This is a genomic window from Bradyrhizobium sp. T-1 (assembly GCF_053592855.1).
This window is the reverse complement of sequence record NZ_CM132115.1, coordinates 2,804,933-2,821,128: the sequence shown is the minus strand read 5'-3', so window position 1 is coordinate 2,821,128 and position 16,196 is coordinate 2,804,933. Positions and strand designations below refer to the sequence as shown.

The window sequence follows — 16,196 nt, the reverse complement described above, 5'->3', positions numbered from 1 at the left end:
CGCGAATGTCACGCAACCGATGAGCTGATTGTTCTCCATCAGCGGCACGAGCTTAGCAAGAAATCTGCCAAACACGTCCATTCCGCATGCGTTCTCAGTCGAACCACGGCCACTCCGCTGGTCCCTCATGCGTGACGGCTCCGCCCGGTGCCTGGCCGACCAGACGCGCATATTTCGCCAAGGCGCCAGCGCGATGCCGCGGTGGGCGTTGTTTCCAATCGCGCCGGCGTGCAGCGAGTTCCTGCTCCTCGACCAGCAGGTCCATGCGGCGGCCAGCGGCATCAATCCGAATCTTGTCGCCATCGCGCACGAGCGCCAACGGCCCGCCGACAAATGCTTCGGGCGAGACATATCCGATGCACATGCCGCGCGTGGCACCCGAGAACCGGCCGTCGGTGATCAGGGCCACCTCCTCGCCCATGCCCTGGCCGTAGATCAGCGCAGTGACGCCGAGCATCTCGCGCATACCGGGACCGCCGACCGGCCCTTCATTGCGGATCACCAAGACCTCGCCAGCCTTGTAGCTACGGTCGCGAACAGCCGTCACGCAAGCCTCTTCATCCTCGAAGACGCGCGCGACGCCCTCGAAGAATTGGCTCTTCAAACCGACGACCTTGATGACGGCGCCATCAGGGCAGAGGTTGCCCTTCAGCACCGCAACGCCGCCATCCGGCATCATTGGCGCGCCGGCCGTGTAAACCACCTCGCCATCAGGAGCATTGGCTGCGCCATATTCCTCCGCAAGCGTACGGCCCGTAATGGTCAGGCAGCTACCATCGATATGCCCGCTCTGGATCAACTCGCGGATCACAACAGCCGCGCCGCCGATGTCGTAGACGTCCTTGGCCGTGTATTTGCCGCCGGGCCGCAGGTTGCCGATCAGCGGTGTCCTGGCGAAGACTTCGCCGACATCATCGATCGTGAATGCTATGCCCGCCTCGTTCGCGATCGCTGGCAGATGCAGCGCGGCATTGGTCGAGCCGCCGGTCGCGGCAACGATGGCAGCGCCGTTTTCCAGAGATTTTCGCGTCACGATGTCGCGCGGCAGCGGTCCACCACGCTCCAGCATTTCCATGATCAGGCGCCCCGCGCGGCGCGATATCTGCGCGCGCTCGGCATAGACGCCGGGCACCATCGACACGTTGGGAATTGTGAGGCCTATCGCCTCCGACACCATGCCCATGGTGTTCGCGGTGAACTGACCAGCGCAGGCGCCAATGGTCGGTAGGCAAGCGCGCTCGATCCGCTCGAGCGTGGCAGCGTCGATCTCTCCGGTCATGAAGCTTCCGACGGCCTCATAGGAATCGAGCACCGTCAGCGTCCGTCCGTCCACGCGGCCCGGCAGCGAGCTTCCGCCGTAGATAAAGATCGACGGCACGTTGCAACGGACCATCCCCATCATCACGCCTGGAAGCGTCTTGTCGCACCCGCCGTATCCGATCAGCGCATCATAGGCGAGGCCATGAACGACCGCCTCGATGGAATCGGCAATCAGCTCGCGCGAAAACAGGGAGAACTTCATCCCCTCATGATTCATGCTGATGCCGTCGGACACCGAGACGGTCGAGAATTCGCGCGGCGTGCCGCCGGCTTCCTCAATTCCGGTCTTGGCCGCAGCCACCTGGAAATCGTGGGTCATGTTGCAGGGCGTCTGTTCGCCCTTCATGCTGACGATGCCCACCATCGGCTTGGCGATGGCGGCGTCGTCCAGTCCCATGGCGCGCATGAAAGCACGGTGCGGAGCCCGGTCGAGGCCGTCAGTCGTTATTCGTGATCGCAACTTCTTCATGCCTGCATCGTCTTCATACGATGTCCCGCACAGGGCGGGACATCGCGACCTCGTTGCCCCCGGTGAACGACCGACTATTGCAGCGGCGCGACGATGGTCGGGTGTTTGAACTGCGCGACATCCAGCTTCGGCAGCATTCCCGTGTCCGCGTAAATGTCGAGCATCTTTTGGATTGCAGGGAAATTCGGGGCAGCACCGGGATCGCGGCCGAAGTCATTGTCCTTGAGCAGGTAGGTATCGAGCACGGGAACCGGCGCCTTCAGCACCTCGGATACGACCTTCAAGGTCTCTTCGCGATTTGCGAGTGCCTTCTTCATTCCAGACGTGATGTCGCGAACATAGGCCTTCACCAGTTCCGGGTTTTTGTCGACGAAATCGGCGCGGCAGGCCTCCAGGATGTGCACAATGTTCGGCATGGCCTGCGACAGCGAGAATAGCTTTCTTGTGCCGCCCTTCGCCTCCGCGCGTGCCGCAAACGGCTGGTTCATGTTGACCGCATCGACGCGGCCCTGGCGCAGCGCATCCTCGGAGACGGCAAAGCCGACCTCGACCAGCTTGATGTCCTTGGCAGGATCGATGCCGTTCTGTTTCAGGAGCAGGTTGAACGGACCTTGCGTGCCGCCGCCGATCACGGAAATGCCGACCGTCCTTCCCTTGAGATCCGCAATCGTCTTGATCGGCGAGTCGTCCATCACCGCCCAGTAGACTGAGAAGCCACCGGGCTTCTCGAACACATGCTGGGCCACGATGTAGGCCTTGAGATTGCCGCCAACCACGCCGTTGGCAAGGGAGAGCGGCGCCTGCGTGGCGCAATCCAGTGCGCCCGCCGCCAGGGCCTGCGTCATCGGTGCGGTGCCCTGAAACTGGGTCCATTCGATGTTGTAGGTCTTGCCGAGATCGGGAAATTCGGCCGGCCTGCGCATCATCCAGTATTTGGATTCCTCGGCCGGGATGGTCCAGCCCACGCGGATCGTCTGTTGTGCCTGTGAGGTGCTTGCGCCCGTGATCATGGCCGCCACGGCCCATATTGCCAGCATCCACCTCGAAACTGCGCGCATCGTGCCCACTCCGTTGCTCAGGCGCCGACCGACGCCACCCAACCCGACCGGCCCAAATGTTTCATGGTTCAAACATTCAGGCAAGCCATGCAAGCCGGCCCGATATCGCGGCGGGCTGCGTCATGTATGGTGCACAGCGGTCGCGCGCCGCCGGCGCCACGACAGAAGGAAGCAACCTATGGCTGATGCGAGCAAGGCAATCCCGCAGGACGTCGAGAGGCTCGGCTACCTCGGCCTGGGGCTGATGGGCACGCCCATGACCCGGCGCCTGCTCGAGGCCGGTCATGACGTCAGCGTCTGGAACCGCTCGGAAGGCAAAGTAGCTCCGCTCGTCGAAGCCGGCGCCAAGCGCGCAGGCACGCCTCGTGACCTGTTGGCGAACTGCGGCATCGTCTTCATGTGTCTGACGGATGCCGCAGCCGTCGAAGAGGTGGTCTTCGGGCGGGAGGGTCTTGCTGCCGCTCCCGGTGCAGGCAAGCTCGTGGTCGATTTTTCATCGATCCATCCCGACGCCGCGCGCGATCTTGCGATGCGATTGAAAACTGCGAACGGCGCAGGCTGGATCGATGCGCCCGTGTCCGGCGGCACCAAGGGTGCAGAGGAAGGCGCGCTTGCCATCATGGCGGGCGGAGAGACCTCAGACATCGAGCGGGCACGGCCCTATGTGCTGACCATGGCGCGCAGGTTCACCCACATGGGTCCGACCGGCGCCGGCCAGACTACAAAACTCTGCAACCAGGTGATCGTCGGATGCGCAATGGCCGTGCTTGCAGAAGCAACCCGCCTTGCCTCGAATGCCGGAATTGACGCGAGCCGGCTGCCCGAAGCACTCTCCGGTGGCTTTGCGGATTCGATCCCCCTTCAGCTCTTCGTGCCGCGCATGGTCCAGGGCATTCACTCGCCGCCACTTGGCCACATCGCGACGATGCTAAAGGACCTCGACACTGTCGCCGATGTCGCCCAGGCGACGTCAACACCGGTGCCGATGGCAACCCTTGCCGGACAGATCTTCCGGCTGGCCAAGGCTGCACGCGGCGCAGACGCGGACGCGTTGGAAATCTACAAGCTCTCAGCCACGACCGCTGAACCGCGTTAAGGGGACTTTTTGCGGTCGTCGTCGGCGAGAAATCGGCCGTATCCTCCCCGCGCGAAGAGCAGCGGCTCTCTTGAGTTATAAGTATAGGCTTCAACCGCACCGAGAAAGATCACGTGATCGCCACCATAATAGCGATTGACGGATCGGCACTGAAAGCTCGCCACGCTCTCGGCGAGTACCGGCGCGTTGCCAAGGCCTGGCGTCCAGTCCACACCGGCGAATTTGTCTTCGGACGATTTAGCGAACTGGTTTGCTAGCGCCTGCTGCGAAGTGCCTAGCACATGGACGGTGAAATGGCTGGCGTTCTGAAAAACAGTCAGGCTCGATGAATAGACCCCGAGGCTCCAGAGAACCAAGGGAGGATTTAGAGAGACCGACGCAAACGAATTGCAGGTGATGCCATACGGCTTTCCATCGGCGGCCGTAGCTGTGATGATCGCAACACCTGTTCCATAGGTGCCGAGCGCGTTGCGAAAATCACGCGGATCAATCTGCGAGCTATCGCTCGCGAACTCATTGGCTGGATCGGGGACGGCCGGCTGCTTTGGCAGATCATTCATCGGCCGGCCTCACAAGGTGAGATTCTCGGACGGCAGGCCGAGTGCCACGCGCCCATAGTTGGTTCCGGCCGCATCGAAATTAAAGGCGAGATGCGAATTGATCGCATGCGCATCGCGGAACTGCCGCTGTAACACGCCCGTCGTGAACAGGCCGCGCGCGCCACTCGCCGCGAACAACATCGAGACGGCATCCGTGCACAGATTGACCGAGAACGCCCCGTCGCGCCGATACCTGGTCTTGATCGCCATGTCGGGCGTGTGCCTGCTTCGTGCGTGGTCCATCGCCTCGATGCAGGCTGCGCGCATGATGAGGCGCGCAGCATCGATCTTGGCGGAAGCCTCCGCGATCTTGATTTGCGTGCTTTGGAAGTCGCTCAGCTTGGCACGGTTGTACGTCGATATGCGATGACGGGCGACCTCCGCATAGTCGTCGAGGCAAGCCTGCGCGTTCCCAAGCGCGACACCGGAGAGAACATAAGGAAACAGCGAGAACACGGGCAGCGCGTACAGCGGATTGAGGTTCACCTTGCTCCCGGGTGTCGCGCCTCCGGCAAGATCACGCACGGCGACCGTCATATATTCGGGTACAAAGGCATCCCTGACCTCGACATCAGACGAGCCGGTGCCGCGCAGCCCGGCGACGTTCCAGGTATCGAGAATTTTGTAGTCAGCTTTGGGCAACAGGAAGATGCGGTATTCGATACCGTCAGCCTCGTCGTCGGAAGCGACGACGCTTGCCAGCATATTCCACGCGCAGGAGCCGACCCCCGACGAGAACGGCCAGCTTCCGTGCAGCCGGTATCCGCCCTCAACCTTGCTGGCGCGACCGGCAGGAAAGATGAATGATGATGCGATCAGCACGTCCGGATCTTTCCCCCAGACTAGGTCCTGCGCGCGCTGCTCGAACATGCCGAGCATCCAGTGGTGGCTCGCCAGATTGGCAAGATTCCAGGCCACCGACGCGTCGGCCTGCCCCAGCAGCTCGGCGCAATCGATCAAAGCGACGTAGTCGAGCTCGGCGCCGCCGATCCGCTTCGGCTGAAGCATCCGGAACAGGCCGGCATCATGAAGGTCCCGCTCCGTCTCCGGTGGCAGATGCCGCAGTTCCTCAGTCCGCGCGGCGCGTTCGCGCAACTGCGGCACCAACGACCGCGTCTTGGCAATCATCGTCGCATAGGCTCGTTCGTCGGAGACTAACCCTACCGACTGCCCCATACTCGGCTCTTGACCAGGCGCCATTCGTGTCCCTCGCTCTCGTCTATTTATGCGGCGGGAACCCTTCCAAATCAAGCTGGGGCAGCGCTCAGTCGGACGTTGCGGCCCTCCGCCGCCCGAATGCGCCTTTTTCGGCCAAAGCCGCAATCCGATTCTCGTCGTAACCAAGTGTATTACGCATGACGTCTTCTGTATGCTCGCCCAACAGCGGCGCAGCCACTGGATTAATTGTTGCCGTCAGGCTCATGTTGATCGGCGGCTCGATATTCGGCACCCATTGCGCCGTGCGGTGCGGGATCCGGTTCAGGCGCGCGCGTTCACGCGCTTCAGGCGCATTGAATCCCTCCTCGACGGTCCGGAGATAGCCAACCGGGATATTGGCCAGCTTCATCTTCGCCATCCAGTTCTCGAGCGTGTCGCTCGCGAACACCTCCGCAATCGCTGCACGCAGGAGCTCCTTGTTCTCGGACCGCGCCTTGCGCGTAGCGAACTGCGGCGCGTTAATGAGATCCGGGCGGTTCAGCACCTCCACCACCAGCCGTCGATACAGCCGGTCGTTGGCGCAAGCCATGTAAAGCGGTCCATCTGATGCTTCGTAAACACCGACGGTCGGAGACCCACTCGGCGAATTGCCGAACCGTCCCGGGTTCTCGCCATTGATCAGGTAGGCCATGCCGTAGAAGCCCGTCATCCCCATGGCAACGTCGAACAGCGCGACCTCGACATGCTGCCCGCGACCGAGTCGATCCCGCGCCAATAGCGCCAGCAGGATGGCATTGCAGGCGGACATCCCCGTCGCCATGTCGACAATTGGCGGGCCGGTCCGAACCGCCGGTCCGTCTGCAAACCCATTGAGCGACATGAAGCCGCTCTCGGCTTGCGTGATAGGGTCGAAGCCGGGACGCGAGGCGAACGGCCCCGTCCGCCCGTAGGCGGAGATCGAGCAATAGACCAGTCGCGGGTTGAGCGGCGCGACGGCCTCGTAGTCGAGGCCGAATTTCTTCATGACCCCGCTGGAAAAATTCTCCACGACCACGTCCGCCTTGCGGATCAGGTCCAGCGCAATCTCGCGCGCCTCCGGCACGGCGAGGTCGATCGCGATGCCGGTTTTGTTGCGGTTCAGGCTGAGATAGGCGGCACTCTCGCCACCGATTTCGGCATGCTCATAGGCACGGGTGTCGTCGCCACCATCGGGATTTTCGATCTTGATGACGTGCGCGCCGAAATCGGCGAGCGTCTGCGTACAGGCGGGCCCTGCGACCACGCGCGTGAAATCGACGACCAGCAGACCATCAAGAGCGGATGGTCCTCCCGCCGCCCGCGACGGACGTTCCGGCAATCGAGGCTTGGTGGACATCCCCGGCGCTCCCTTACATCGGCTTGTGCTCGCCGAATTTCCCGCAAGCAAACTTAAAGCCCGGCGCCGCCGACTGCGCAAGTGCTTCAACAGCAACGCTTCAATACGCAAAAAGGACCCGGCAGCGGTCAAGCTGCCGGGTCCTCGAGTATTCCAGGTGCAAAAGCCCGCGCGTTCAGCCCGCGCCGGTCAACGTTGCGAAAGCCCTCGTTCCGCACTACGGGACACCAGCTCAGCGAAGCGACTTTCGCCAATAGAGCGTATGCGACCAGGCCCAGGGCACCTCGGGCTCGTAGAGCCGGTAGCCAGCCCGAATGAAATTATTCGCAGAAAAGCTGTTATCCGTTGTGTCCGAAACGATACCATCCCATCCGCTACGCCGCCCTCGCGCTTCGACCGCTCGCATCAACCTGAGTTGAAGCCCCCTGCCCCAATGCCGCTGCAAGACTCCGACGCGCGAGAAGTAGCCGGAATTTCGGGCATAGGTGGACGGCACGACGCCTGCGAACGCGACCGGATCATCACGGCAATAGGCAAGCCACCACGCCCCGAGATCGAAATCCGGCATGGTTGCGGCATCAAAAAAAGTCAGCCGATGCAGCTCGGCCAGGATGTCCGCAACGTCATCATCAGACGCGTCAACCATACGAATTCTGTACATGGCATGACCTAAAGGAACGGGACGGACTTGCGGCGACGTCACCGCCAATCGATTTTCACTTACCCAACACGACCTTCACGCCGAGCCAGACAGCCCCCATCAGGCCGGTGGCGATCACGGTGATCACGGCTTTGAAAGTGTAGCTCTGCGCCTGCTCCACGCTTTTCCGCCACCGCCGCAGGTGCTGGAAATCGGCGCGCACTTCCTTGCGATCATCATCCTCGATGCCAAAGGAGGCCAGCACCGATGCCACCGCCTTCAAGACGATCGCATCGATGCTGTCCTGCTGGAGCCTGTGCTGCTCGGCCAGCGTCTCGGCCACGATGGCCCTGATTTCATCATCTGGCATCTTCACCGCTTGATGATCCTTGCAACATTCTCGAAGCCGCGCTTGGCGAAGTAGAAGGAAACGACGAGATTGGCGGTGATCGCCGCGAATCCTGCCAGAGGATCGGTGGATCCAAGGCCTAAAACCTTGTCGAAGACGAGAAGCTTGATCGAGTCCGCCGTATGATCCTGAAGTCCGCGGAAGATGATCAGTCCGTCGCCGGGCGTCTCGATCTTGTCGCTGAAGAGCTTGAAGCCGTGACCGAGCCCGAGGCTCGCGATCTTGCCCTCGATCAGCCGCTTGGACGATTGCGCCAGCGTCCGCTGCGCCTCGCGGATGCAGACCGCGAGCGTGCCGCGCTCGGCCTGGCAGGTCTCGACCAAAAGCTCGCCGAAGAAATGCGATTTGCCCGAGCCGCGTCCGCCGTAAACGCCCTTGTAGCGCGCCGGCCTCAGCAGCGGCTCGAAGATCTTCGCGGTCGGTATTTTCAGCGTCGACATGCGAGCGCCTCTTCTCCAGCAATGGCGCTAGGACTCCTCGACGCCAGGCTTTTGGGGATGCACGATGATGCGCTCAATCCGGTGGATCAATTCCAGCACGCCGTCTTCACTGTTCTCGACCGGTTGCGCCGCCTTGCCACAGCCGCGATCGAGGATCGCGTTGGCGGCCGAAACGCGCGCCGCCGGCGTCGCCTCGTCGCTGCGCATGACGCCGACGAGCGTGTCGACGGCTGTCCCGGCATGGCTGCGCGCGAGCGAGCGAATGTCGGTCAGCGTCCGCCCTTTTGACGGTTTCTTCGCGACAGGCTTGTGAACGTCCGCGATCCTGGGCTCATATAAAAGGCCGTCACTCAAGCAAGACTCTCCCACACAACAATTGCGACCAGGCCCGCGAGCGCGAGCGATATCAGATAGACCGTCATCGTTTCTCCAAAAAACAACAGTGCGGCAGATCGCGACACGACGCGCGATCGTTTCGGCGCGAACCTTATCCCCGTCTTGCGGGGACCGCGGCGGCGCAAGCAAAGGCTCGCGCCGCGGGCCGGCACGTTCGCGCGTGCTCGGCCAATAAAATGGTTCGGACGGCGATGCGCTGATCGGCGCTCCCTAGACGCGTATCAAGCAAGTGCGAGGCCGCAATGCGCGGGACGCCGTCCGATTCCTGACATCGAAACGAAAAAGCCCGCAGCGGATGTTTCCGCGCGGGCCTGACAAACTCGTTTCGATGATGGCATTATGCCGGTGTTTTGCCCGACGTGTCAAACGACATTGAACTGGATCGAAAAAATCTGCAGCGGATCATCAATCCTGGCGAAGCAGCGGCTGTATCCAGCGAGAGAACCAATCTCCTGCGTCGCTTCGCGGATTGGCTGAAGCTTCCAATCCCCAAATCGGTGGTGGGATAACATAGCCTGGCTCGTCAGCGAACATACCGACCGGACTGCTCACTTGGTGAAACCGCTGTTCTCCCATGCGCCAGTTTCCAAATCGGTCGTTGAATTCAGAAGAAGGCAGATAGGGTACCGGCACACTACCAGAATCAAACACACTGCCAGCGTTCGAGGCGTTCACACGCGCGAGACGCCGGACCTCTCCACCCGCCGCTGGTCCTGCGACGGAAGCGGCTGGTTCCTCAGGTTCCTTCGACGGCTGGGGCGGTGTGGCAACGACTGCAGTTCCTGGCCAATTGCCAAAACGATCATGGAAGGTACCAGCACGTATCGTTTCCTGATCCAGTGCATTGCCTGTCAGCAAGGGGATCCCGGGCTGCGCGCCGAGCAGCTGACTTGCCTTCCCATTGGAGCTCGATGTGTCTTTTGGACTAAACGGATTGTATGGAGGCGCGCCAACGGCGAACACTCCCCCGCTGAAGTCATTCGTTGGTTGCGCTCGAGCCGATGATCCCGCTGCGACACCTGCTGTGCCCAGAGCACCCAAGGTCCATGCCCACGCTGGCAACGTGGGTAGAATAAAAGGCGCCGCTACGCCGAGTGCCGCGCCACCCAGCAACCAAGGAAGCGCATCCTGTCCGACAGAGGACTCGCTACCAGGGTCACGCATCAGTGGATTATCCTGATATGGAAGTGGCGCCCCGGTCATCGGATCGAATTTGAGGACGAGTGGGTCCGATGGCGCGGCAGTGCTCGGAGGCAGCTGTCCGATCCGTTGCCAATCCGGACCGGCCGCCGGAAAACCAGACAATCCATCGACCAAACGCGGATCGCTCCGGGTGAAGCCTTCAGGGGCAAATTCTGCAAGCGGGGCTGGAATGAAGCCCGGCAACTGCGGATCGTGGTTCGGATTGGCTGGCTCTGAGCCTGGAATGCGAAAACTATCATCCGCAGCCATGAACTCCTGTTGCCAAGGCGTTCCGTCCAATTCATTGTTCCCCGAAGTGATGTTAACTCGCGGGTTCTGCCTGATTGCTTCGCTCAGCAGCTTTTCCCTCTTGGTATTGCCTAAGATTGCGGACCACTTGCCCAGATGACCATGCCCAGCCTTCGCACCCCTCTGCTCGAGATCGCGTATCGCCTGAACTACGTTCAGATTGTCCGCACGGTATGTCGCATACTCATCGACGACACTTCTAATTAATCGATCCACTTCTTCACGGGTCTTTCCAATTGGGACATTGGTGTAGAGATCGCCATTAACAAAGCCGGCGCTCATTGCGTCGATCAACGCTTCTATCTCCGCCGCGCGAATATCCGGATCAGCATATTCCGCAATTCGATCAAGAGTTCGGCTAACCGCTCCGTAATATAGTGGATCATGCCCGCCGGGGTGAGGCGATACTCTCATGTTTCTGGCCAGCTCGTAATCTGCCGGCAGATAGATCTGATTGCGTCGAGCCCGCACTCCAAGTACTTGCCTATCGATACCATCAAACGCGCGATGAGAATCAAATCGCTGAGATATAATGTGGTGATTCCGCAGAATAGCTCCGCTGAGCCTCATTGGTTGCAACCCTTCAAAATCATTCGATGTGCGATTGCTCCCGAGTGACTTTGCGGAGTGCCTGAAGGAGAGTATCGGCGCTCTACGGTGGCGGATGCGCACCGGCTAGCTGCGCGTCTTCCGTGGAAGCTCGGTCAACGCACTTGAGCGGCCGGATGATTTCAGCAAATCGCAGCGATCTGCCTTGATCCCGCAAAACTCGGATTTGGATTCGGAGAGTCCTCGCAGTCAGGCGAATGCCTTTGCCGGCGCCAAATGCGCATCGGCAGCGAGTAGCGATGAAATGAAAAAACTAGAAGCTCAGGCAGTTCGCTGCATACCTGCCGACGCATTGCGACGGCGAATGCATTCCAGCATGCCCTTAGTTTCCAAGAACGCCACGTCGAACCGCATTAGCGAAGATTCAGGACGTCCTGGGCCAGACCAACAGCCTCTTCTTTGAAGACAAGGCTGAGCTTTCCTATACCGTTGTAGTGCTTGCACCCGGCACCATCATTCAAGATTTGGCCGCGCGTCTTTTCCTCGTCGATGGCATCAAGGACGCGAATGACATCATAGAGCCAGCAATCCGCGGCAGCCTTCCGACTGAGAGGCCGCGTTTCGCATTTCAGGAACGTCACGCCTTCTCGGTCGACGACTTTAAGAACGCCCCTTCATCCGATCGGACACGAGCCACGCTGAGCAAAGCCTGTTTGCTTTGCTCTACGACGATGAGCCGTCAGTACAGAGAAAAACAGGCATGCCATTGAACCGATCTGAATTCTTGTAACGAACAGCGATGCGCTCCTTCGGATCGCCGCCAAAGGTGTCGCCGTCTCCGAGCACTCGTCCGCGCTCGATCAGATAGGCAACAAGACCAGCCACCTTTTCGATCAGCGCTGCAAGCGTCAACCTGGCAGTCTTGAATTCAATCTCACGCCCGACAAAAGCGGACAGTCCCATCGTCACCGCGCCGATACCCGCCTCAGAGCGGAATGGTAGAATATCCACCCAGAGCGGGAAAGGATAGTCAGGGAACGGCGCATAGGATTGGGCAAACAGATGCAGCCAGAGATCGGCAGGTTGCGCGACCTTCCCATCCCAGACCACAGCGCCGCATTGCGGCATCGTCGCAATTAACGCGCCAATAACGGCTGTCATCAGACGAGCAGTGGGCAACAATTGTTGGTCTTTGCCAAGCACCGAAACGATCAAATGCCCCCGGTGCTCCGCAGCAACCACCTGCGCTTCCGGCCACGTGATAGCGGTACGCGACCATAGGCCGGGATCATGTGGAATGGCCGTCGGCATAGACATGACCGTAATGAGTTGGTCGCCAAACCGGATAACCGACGCACCTCCGGAACCCTCGCGCATCTTTGCCGCGTCGTCGTCACGCATCTCTGATGCCAGCTCCGGGTGCCGGGTGCGAAGCGCCGTGGCAAGCGCGCCCGTGTTCAGACTTGCGGGGCTGTCCAGCAAGACAAAAGCAAGAAAGGATTTACTCATCGCCACCCCGCAAGAGTCGAGCACAATTGGCGTCCGTCAACTCATCCTTAGATTGAGCTTTGGATGAATAGAACATATGAAGAACAAAATCAACGCATTTTTTCGCAACGACTCGATCCGTAATTTCGGCAACTAGGCGATGAGTTCGGAAAAATGATCATCATTTGGGGCAGGCAGCCGCTCCGCCGGGGCGCGGTCCCACGTAGGTGCTCATGGCACGGATGGGTCAGGCGGCTCCCGGCAGATCGGCCCGTCAAACCAGTCTGCATCGCCAGACCGGTGCAGACCTCAAAAGGTACAGGATGGGTTGAGCCCTTGCGAAACCCATCAAACTTCGCCGCTTGATCCGGTCGCACCAACGATTTGCTCGATACTGGCACCGTCCGTGTGGCGATGGGTTTCGCAAGAGCTCAACCCACCCTTGTATTAGCCCGATCGCTTATATTGAGGGCCGTTCCGTGAGGAATGGCCCAGCCCGGGAGGCCGCCCGAACTGGGCCGCCGTTCGATCGGATCGGTACCCACCGAAGCCTTGAGGGCTGTCTGACGTAGCGAGATCGCGATCGGCACTTCATCGGGACCCGAATGGTTGAACGAACTTAAGGTTCGCATCACAAGGGAGGGATCGACGAAGATGGCCAAGTCTACCACGATCTGTGCCGGGATCGATACCGGCAAACGGAAGCTTGATGTGGCGATCGAGGGTTGCCGCGAGCCGTTGCAAGTGAAGAACACGTCGGAAGGTCACGCGGCTTTGTTGGCGTGGCTGCGACAGCATCGCGTCAAACGCATCGGCATCGAGGCGAGTGGCGGTTACGAACAGCCTGTCGTCGCCGAACTGCGGCGCAAGCGGTTTGTGGTTGTGGTGTTTCAGCCGGCTCAGGTCCGGGCCTATGGCAAATTCCACTTGCAGCGTGCCAAGAACGATAGGATCGATGCCGCTCTTATTGCCGCCTGCACCGCAGCGGTGCGCAAGATCCATGCTGCGCCCGATCCGCGGTTACTGCGGTTCGCCGAGCAGCTGACCATGATCGATCAGATCGGCGAGGATATCGCGCGCCTCAAGAACAGGATCGAAAGCTGCCGCAATGTGACGATTAACAAGATCTGGCACGAGGATATCGCTCGCCTGGAGCAACGCGAGAAGGCCGCACTCAAGGCCCTGGTCACCTCGATCCGCAAGCACCCTGATCTTGCCAAGCGGCTCGCGCTGATCAACAGCGTCGACGGCATCGGGCTGCCGACTGCCGTTGCCATCCTGGTGCGTCTGCCTGAGATCGGCCGGATCACGCGGGAGCAAGCCGTCGCTCTCGCCGGCCTTGCGCCCTATGACGACGACAGCGGCGACCAGGTCGGAGTGCGGCATATCGAGGGCGGACGAAAGCGGCTGCGGCGCGCCCTTTATACCGCCTCACTGGCTGCATCGTTTCGATGGAACCCGCAGCTCATCCAGCTCTACCAACGCCTGACCGCAGCCGGAAAGGAGCACAAGCGCGCGCTCGTTGCCTGCGCCAGGAAGATGCTCATCTTCGCCAACACAGTGGTGGCTCGCGGCACGCCATGGTGCGGCGAACCGCCGGTGAGATCATTCCCTGTTTCTTAGTTCGACCGGGACGTGTTTCTTCGTCCCGACCTACGGTCCCTCACGACGCCGCGCGCAGCGTCCGTCAAGGATGGCCGTCGCTCGCCCGCACCTCACCTGATCTGCCGCCAGGCCACGCCTTGACGGATGCGAGCACGGCGTCATCATGGCAGGCGCCGACGATCCGAAAGGCAAAACACAGCCGCCAGTTAATGGTTGCTACGAGCTAGCTGCCGAGGCCGCAGCCATTCCGCCCACGAGACCGCCGATCAGATTTCGTTGGGTGAGGTTCGAGAAAGTCATGAAAATCCGTCCCTGAAAAATGAAAAATACGAGCGGAACAATCTAAGCGCCAACCGTGGAAACACGGAAGCCCGGATCGGCCGGCCTGCAGGGAATATTTCGACCGGCCCATTGCTTCCTCTCGACTTCGGGCAAATGAAAGCCCGCGGCGGGATGCTTCCCGCGCGGGCTCGACGAATTCTTCGATGATGCCATTCTGCCAGTGTTTTGCCCGACGGGTCAAGTGACATTATGATAAACCGAATCTGATCGAGCCTAGGGGCGACAGTGCACTTAATGGCACGAGTCCTTCATGTCTTCGTTGACAGCGGGACGCGCTCGCATTTCTCAGTCACCAGCGCCCGAAGATTTTTGCGGATGATGAGGCTCGACATAACCAATGTTGGATTCCCAGCATCCAAGTAAATTAGTCTAGCTGTACGTGTCCTATGTTACAGACGGCTTGGCTGAAACCGCGCATTCTCGCACAGGGAGGGCCAATGGATGCGGAAGCCAGTCGCGTTATCGATCCGAGAGCAACGCGTCGTCGCGATCATTTTGATCAAACGACGCCTCGCGGTCATCGAGGACATGCAGCAACAACTCGCTGCTTATCTGCCAGTGCCGCAAGAGAGCGCGACAGCGCGTACGCTTGAACCGCTTCGCGACGGCGGCCGCCTCCGATTAAGGGATCGCTTGCCAGCGACGTAGAGCGCCGCTGGCTAACGAGCGCCCTCCTCCGCGCTGAGCGCGTTTGATGGCCCTAATTGTCGGACAAGTTCCCTACGATGGTGCAGTCGACAGAGATGGAGTTTCCGGACCCTGTTGCACCCTGCGCACCTAGAAAATAGATGAATGGGTACCGTCCGGGCCCGAGCTTCAAATAGGACTCCGTCACGATCGAGTAGTATCGGCCTGAGCTCCCGATCTCTACAGTCGCATTCCCGCGGATTTCTTGACCACGGCCGAGGTCACCAGATGCCCCATTCGTACTAGAACCACCTAGAGTGACTTGCCCCAGCACGAGCCCGGTCGACGTTACAACTATGCATGCAACGTGAGTGATATTCAAAAACTTGTTGGTTGGCGCTTGAGCGAACGACAGAAAGACAATGCCGGAGCCAGAATTAAAGGCTCGATCTTCATACCAAGCCCCCGAAACTATCGGCTTGTTGTTCTGCGCTTGCGCTGGCAGGGCGAAGCAGACGAGCGAAAAGAGGAGAGCGACGGATTGAGCAAAACGATTGAAATACATTTTAGTCTCCATGCTTGAAATGGAGGTCGCATCTCAATCTTGAGTAGAGGCGCAGTCAATCCAGAATCCGCCGCGTGAACCGTTCGGATCAGGGGCAACAGCGCGTAGGAAGGTTGGAGCAAACCTTTCAACTTCACTCCGCGCAAAAAGGCCCGCCACCGATCACTCGGTGCGGGCAGATCCTATTTTTCGATGATGCCATTCTGCCAGTGTTTTGCCCGACGGGTCAAGCGCGTTTTTGCTAATCCGAAGTGAGGATCATGGCAACGGCGCACTCATCCGGCTCGCGCCGACCGGCGGCCTCACGGCGTTGGCGGCTGCAGCTCGCTGTTGAGCAAGCTCTGGACATCTGAACGCTGCATCGGGTCTTCCGCCGGGAACGGCTTCTGCGTCTTCCGGCCGAGGAAGGTGTCGGGCGCCGGCTCGTTCAGCAGCGCCAGTGCACTATCCACGACGCTTCGAATGATCGCGTTTTGCTCCGCGATCTCGATCGCCAGATCGTGCGCGCGCGCGATGTGGGAATGTTTGGTCATGCGGCACTCCCTCTCCATGCAGGCGGGAGCGCGCTC

Annotated in this window: 16 protein-coding genes; 3 read left to right on the top strand and 13 right to left on the bottom strand. The window is 60.3% G+C overall.

Translation table 11 applies throughout. The features are described 5' to 3' along the window. Window positions 1–94: 94 nt before the first annotated feature. Window positions 95–1,789 carry a dihydroxy-acid dehydratase gene (gene ilvD, locus ACWAT4_RS13520; protein WP_449730743.1) on the bottom strand — a complete coding sequence of 565 codons (1,695 nt, stop codon included), beginning with the start codon at window positions 1,787–1,789 and terminating at the stop codon, window positions 95–97. Between the two features lie 74 nt (window positions 1,790–1,863). Next, window positions 1,864–2,847: an ABC transporter substrate-binding protein gene (locus ACWAT4_RS13515; protein WP_212426315.1), complete on the bottom strand. Its 984-nt coding sequence runs from the start codon at window positions 2,845–2,847 to the stop codon at window positions 1,864–1,866. A gap of 178 nt (window positions 2,848–3,025) precedes the next feature. Here ACWAT4_RS13515 and ACWAT4_RS13510 point away from each other — a divergent pair, with 178 nt between their 5' ends. Further along, a complete protein-coding gene (locus tag ACWAT4_RS13510; protein ID WP_212426316.1) occupies window positions 3,026–3,943 on the top strand; it encodes an NAD(P)-dependent oxidoreductase in 918 nt (305 codons plus the stop codon). Here the strand turns inward: ACWAT4_RS13510 and ACWAT4_RS13505 are convergent. From ACWAT4_RS13505 to ACWAT4_RS13460, 10 genes are all read right to left on the bottom strand, one after another. Further along, window positions 3,940–4,503 carry a flavin reductase family protein gene (locus ACWAT4_RS13505; protein WP_449730742.1) on the bottom strand — a complete coding sequence of 188 codons (564 nt, stop codon included), beginning with the start codon at window positions 4,501–4,503 and terminating at the stop codon, window positions 3,940–3,942. The genes ACWAT4_RS13510 and ACWAT4_RS13505 overlap by 4 nt on opposite strands. A 9-nt stretch (window positions 4,504–4,512) precedes the next feature. Then, window positions 4,513–5,742, bottom strand: a complete 1,230-nt coding sequence (locus tag ACWAT4_RS13500) for an acyl-CoA dehydrogenase family protein (RefSeq protein WP_212426318.1) — start codon at window positions 5,740–5,742, stop codon at window positions 4,513–4,515. Window positions 5,743–5,806: 64 nt separating this feature from the next. Beyond that, complete coding sequence (locus ACWAT4_RS13495) at window positions 5,807–7,075, bottom strand: CaiB/BaiF CoA transferase family protein (RefSeq protein ID WP_449730741.1); 1,269 nt, start codon at window positions 7,073–7,075, stop codon at window positions 5,807–5,809. Between the two features lie 232 nt (window positions 7,076–7,307). Next, entirely contained in the window at window positions 7,308–7,736 is a 429-nt protein-coding gene (locus tag ACWAT4_RS13490; protein WP_449731207.1) for a GNAT family N-acetyltransferase, read from the bottom strand. A 55-nt stretch (window positions 7,737–7,791) separates the two neighbouring features. Continuing rightward, window positions 7,792–8,091 carry a hypothetical protein gene (locus tag ACWAT4_RS13485; RefSeq protein ID WP_212426319.1) on the bottom strand — a complete coding sequence of 100 codons (300 nt, stop codon included), beginning with the start codon at window positions 8,089–8,091 and terminating at the stop codon, window positions 7,792–7,794. Next, on the bottom strand, window positions 8,088–8,564 hold the full coding sequence (locus ACWAT4_RS13480; protein WP_449730740.1) for a phage terminase large subunit: 477 nt from the start codon (window positions 8,562–8,564) through the stop codon (window positions 8,088–8,090). Before ACWAT4_RS13480 ends, ACWAT4_RS13485 begins: the two co-directional genes overlap by 4 nt. A gap of 27 nt (window positions 8,565–8,591) precedes the next feature. Further along, window positions 8,592–8,918 carry a hypothetical protein gene (locus tag ACWAT4_RS13475; RefSeq protein ID WP_433995299.1) on the bottom strand — a complete coding sequence of 109 codons (327 nt, stop codon included), beginning with the start codon at window positions 8,916–8,918 and terminating at the stop codon, window positions 8,592–8,594. A gap of 447 nt (window positions 8,919–9,365) precedes the next feature. Further along, window positions 9,366–10,865 carry a hypothetical protein gene (locus tag ACWAT4_RS13470; protein ID WP_212426320.1) on the bottom strand — a complete coding sequence of 500 codons (1,500 nt, stop codon included), beginning with the start codon at window positions 10,863–10,865 and terminating at the stop codon, window positions 9,366–9,368. Window positions 10,866–11,413: 548 nt separating this feature from the next. Continuing rightward, window positions 11,414–11,641 carry an imm11 family protein gene (locus ACWAT4_RS13465; RefSeq protein ID WP_212426321.1) on the bottom strand — a complete coding sequence of 76 codons (228 nt, stop codon included), beginning with the start codon at window positions 11,639–11,641 and terminating at the stop codon, window positions 11,414–11,416. Window positions 11,642–11,723: 82 nt separating this feature from the next. Continuing rightward, window positions 11,724–12,509: a DUF4261 domain-containing protein gene (locus tag ACWAT4_RS13460; protein ID WP_449730739.1), complete on the bottom strand. Its 786-nt coding sequence runs from the start codon at window positions 12,507–12,509 to the stop codon at window positions 11,724–11,726. A 633-nt stretch (window positions 12,510–13,142) separates the two neighbouring features. Here ACWAT4_RS13460 and ACWAT4_RS13455 point away from each other — a divergent pair. Both ACWAT4_RS13455 and ACWAT4_RS13450 read left to right on the top strand, forming a co-directional pair. Next, the gene (locus ACWAT4_RS13455; protein ID WP_212303881.1) at window positions 13,143–14,111 is read left to right on the top strand and encodes an IS110 family RNA-guided transposase; all 969 of its coding nucleotides are present in this window, start codon (window positions 13,143–13,145) and stop codon (window positions 14,109–14,111) included. 1,318 nt (window positions 14,112–15,429) lie between these two features. Further along, entirely contained in the window at window positions 15,430–15,645 is a 216-nt protein-coding gene (locus tag ACWAT4_RS13450) for a hypothetical protein (protein ID WP_212425551.1), read from the top strand. Window positions 15,646–15,929: 284 nt separating this feature from the next. On the opposite strand, the gene ACWAT4_RS13445 is transcribed toward ACWAT4_RS13450, so the two are convergent. Continuing rightward, window positions 15,930–16,160 (bottom strand): hypothetical protein, encoded by a 231-nt coding sequence (locus ACWAT4_RS13445; protein ID WP_212425550.1) that lies wholly within the window; start codon window positions 16,158–16,160, stop codon window positions 15,930–15,932. Window positions 16,161–16,196 lie beyond the last annotated feature (36 nt).

What these genes read in the sequence shown, in the direction of transcription:
- ilvD (WP_449730743.1), bottom strand. Translation starts at nt 1,789, where the DNA reads ATGAAGAAGTTGCGATCACGAATAACGACTGACGGCCTCGACCGGGCT.
- ACWAT4_RS13515 (WP_212426315.1), bottom strand. Translation starts at nt 2,847, where the DNA reads ATGCGCGCAGTTTCGAGGTGGATGCTGGCAATATGGGCCGTGGCGGCC.
- ACWAT4_RS13510 (WP_212426316.1), top strand. Translation starts at nt 3,026, where the DNA reads ATGGCTGATGCGAGCAAGGCAATCCCGCAGGACGTCGAGAGGCTCGGC.
- ACWAT4_RS13505 (WP_449730742.1), bottom strand. Translation starts at nt 4,503, where the DNA reads ATGAATGATCTGCCAAAGCAGCCGGCCGTCCCCGATCCAGCCAATGAG.
- ACWAT4_RS13500 (WP_212426318.1), bottom strand. Translation starts at nt 5,742, where the DNA reads ATGGCGCCTGGTCAAGAGCCGAGTATGGGGCAGTCGGTAGGGTTAGTC.
- ACWAT4_RS13495 (WP_449730741.1), bottom strand. Translation starts at nt 7,075, where the DNA reads ATGTCCACCAAGCCTCGATTGCCGGAACGTCCGTCGCGGGCGGCGGGA.
- ACWAT4_RS13490 (WP_449731207.1), bottom strand. Translation starts at nt 7,736, where the DNA reads ATGTACAGAATTCGTATGGTTGACGCGTCTGATGATGACGTTGCGGAC.
- ACWAT4_RS13480 (WP_449730740.1), bottom strand. Translation starts at nt 8,564, where the DNA reads ATGTCGACGCTGAAAATACCGACCGCGAAGATCTTCGAGCCGCTGCTG.
- ACWAT4_RS13470 (WP_212426320.1), bottom strand. Translation starts at nt 10,865, where the DNA reads ATGAGAGTATCGCCTCACCCCGGCGGGCATGATCCACTATATTACGGA.
- ACWAT4_RS13460 (WP_449730739.1), bottom strand. Translation starts at nt 12,509, where the DNA reads ATGAGTAAATCCTTTCTTGCTTTTGTCTTGCTGGACAGCCCCGCAAGT.
- ACWAT4_RS13455 (WP_212303881.1), top strand. Translation starts at nt 13,143, where the DNA reads ATGGCCAAGTCTACCACGATCTGTGCCGGGATCGATACCGGCAAACGG.
- ACWAT4_RS13445 (WP_212425550.1), bottom strand. Translation starts at nt 16,160, where the DNA reads ATGACCAAACATTCCCACATCGCGCGCGCGCACGATCTGGCGATCGAG.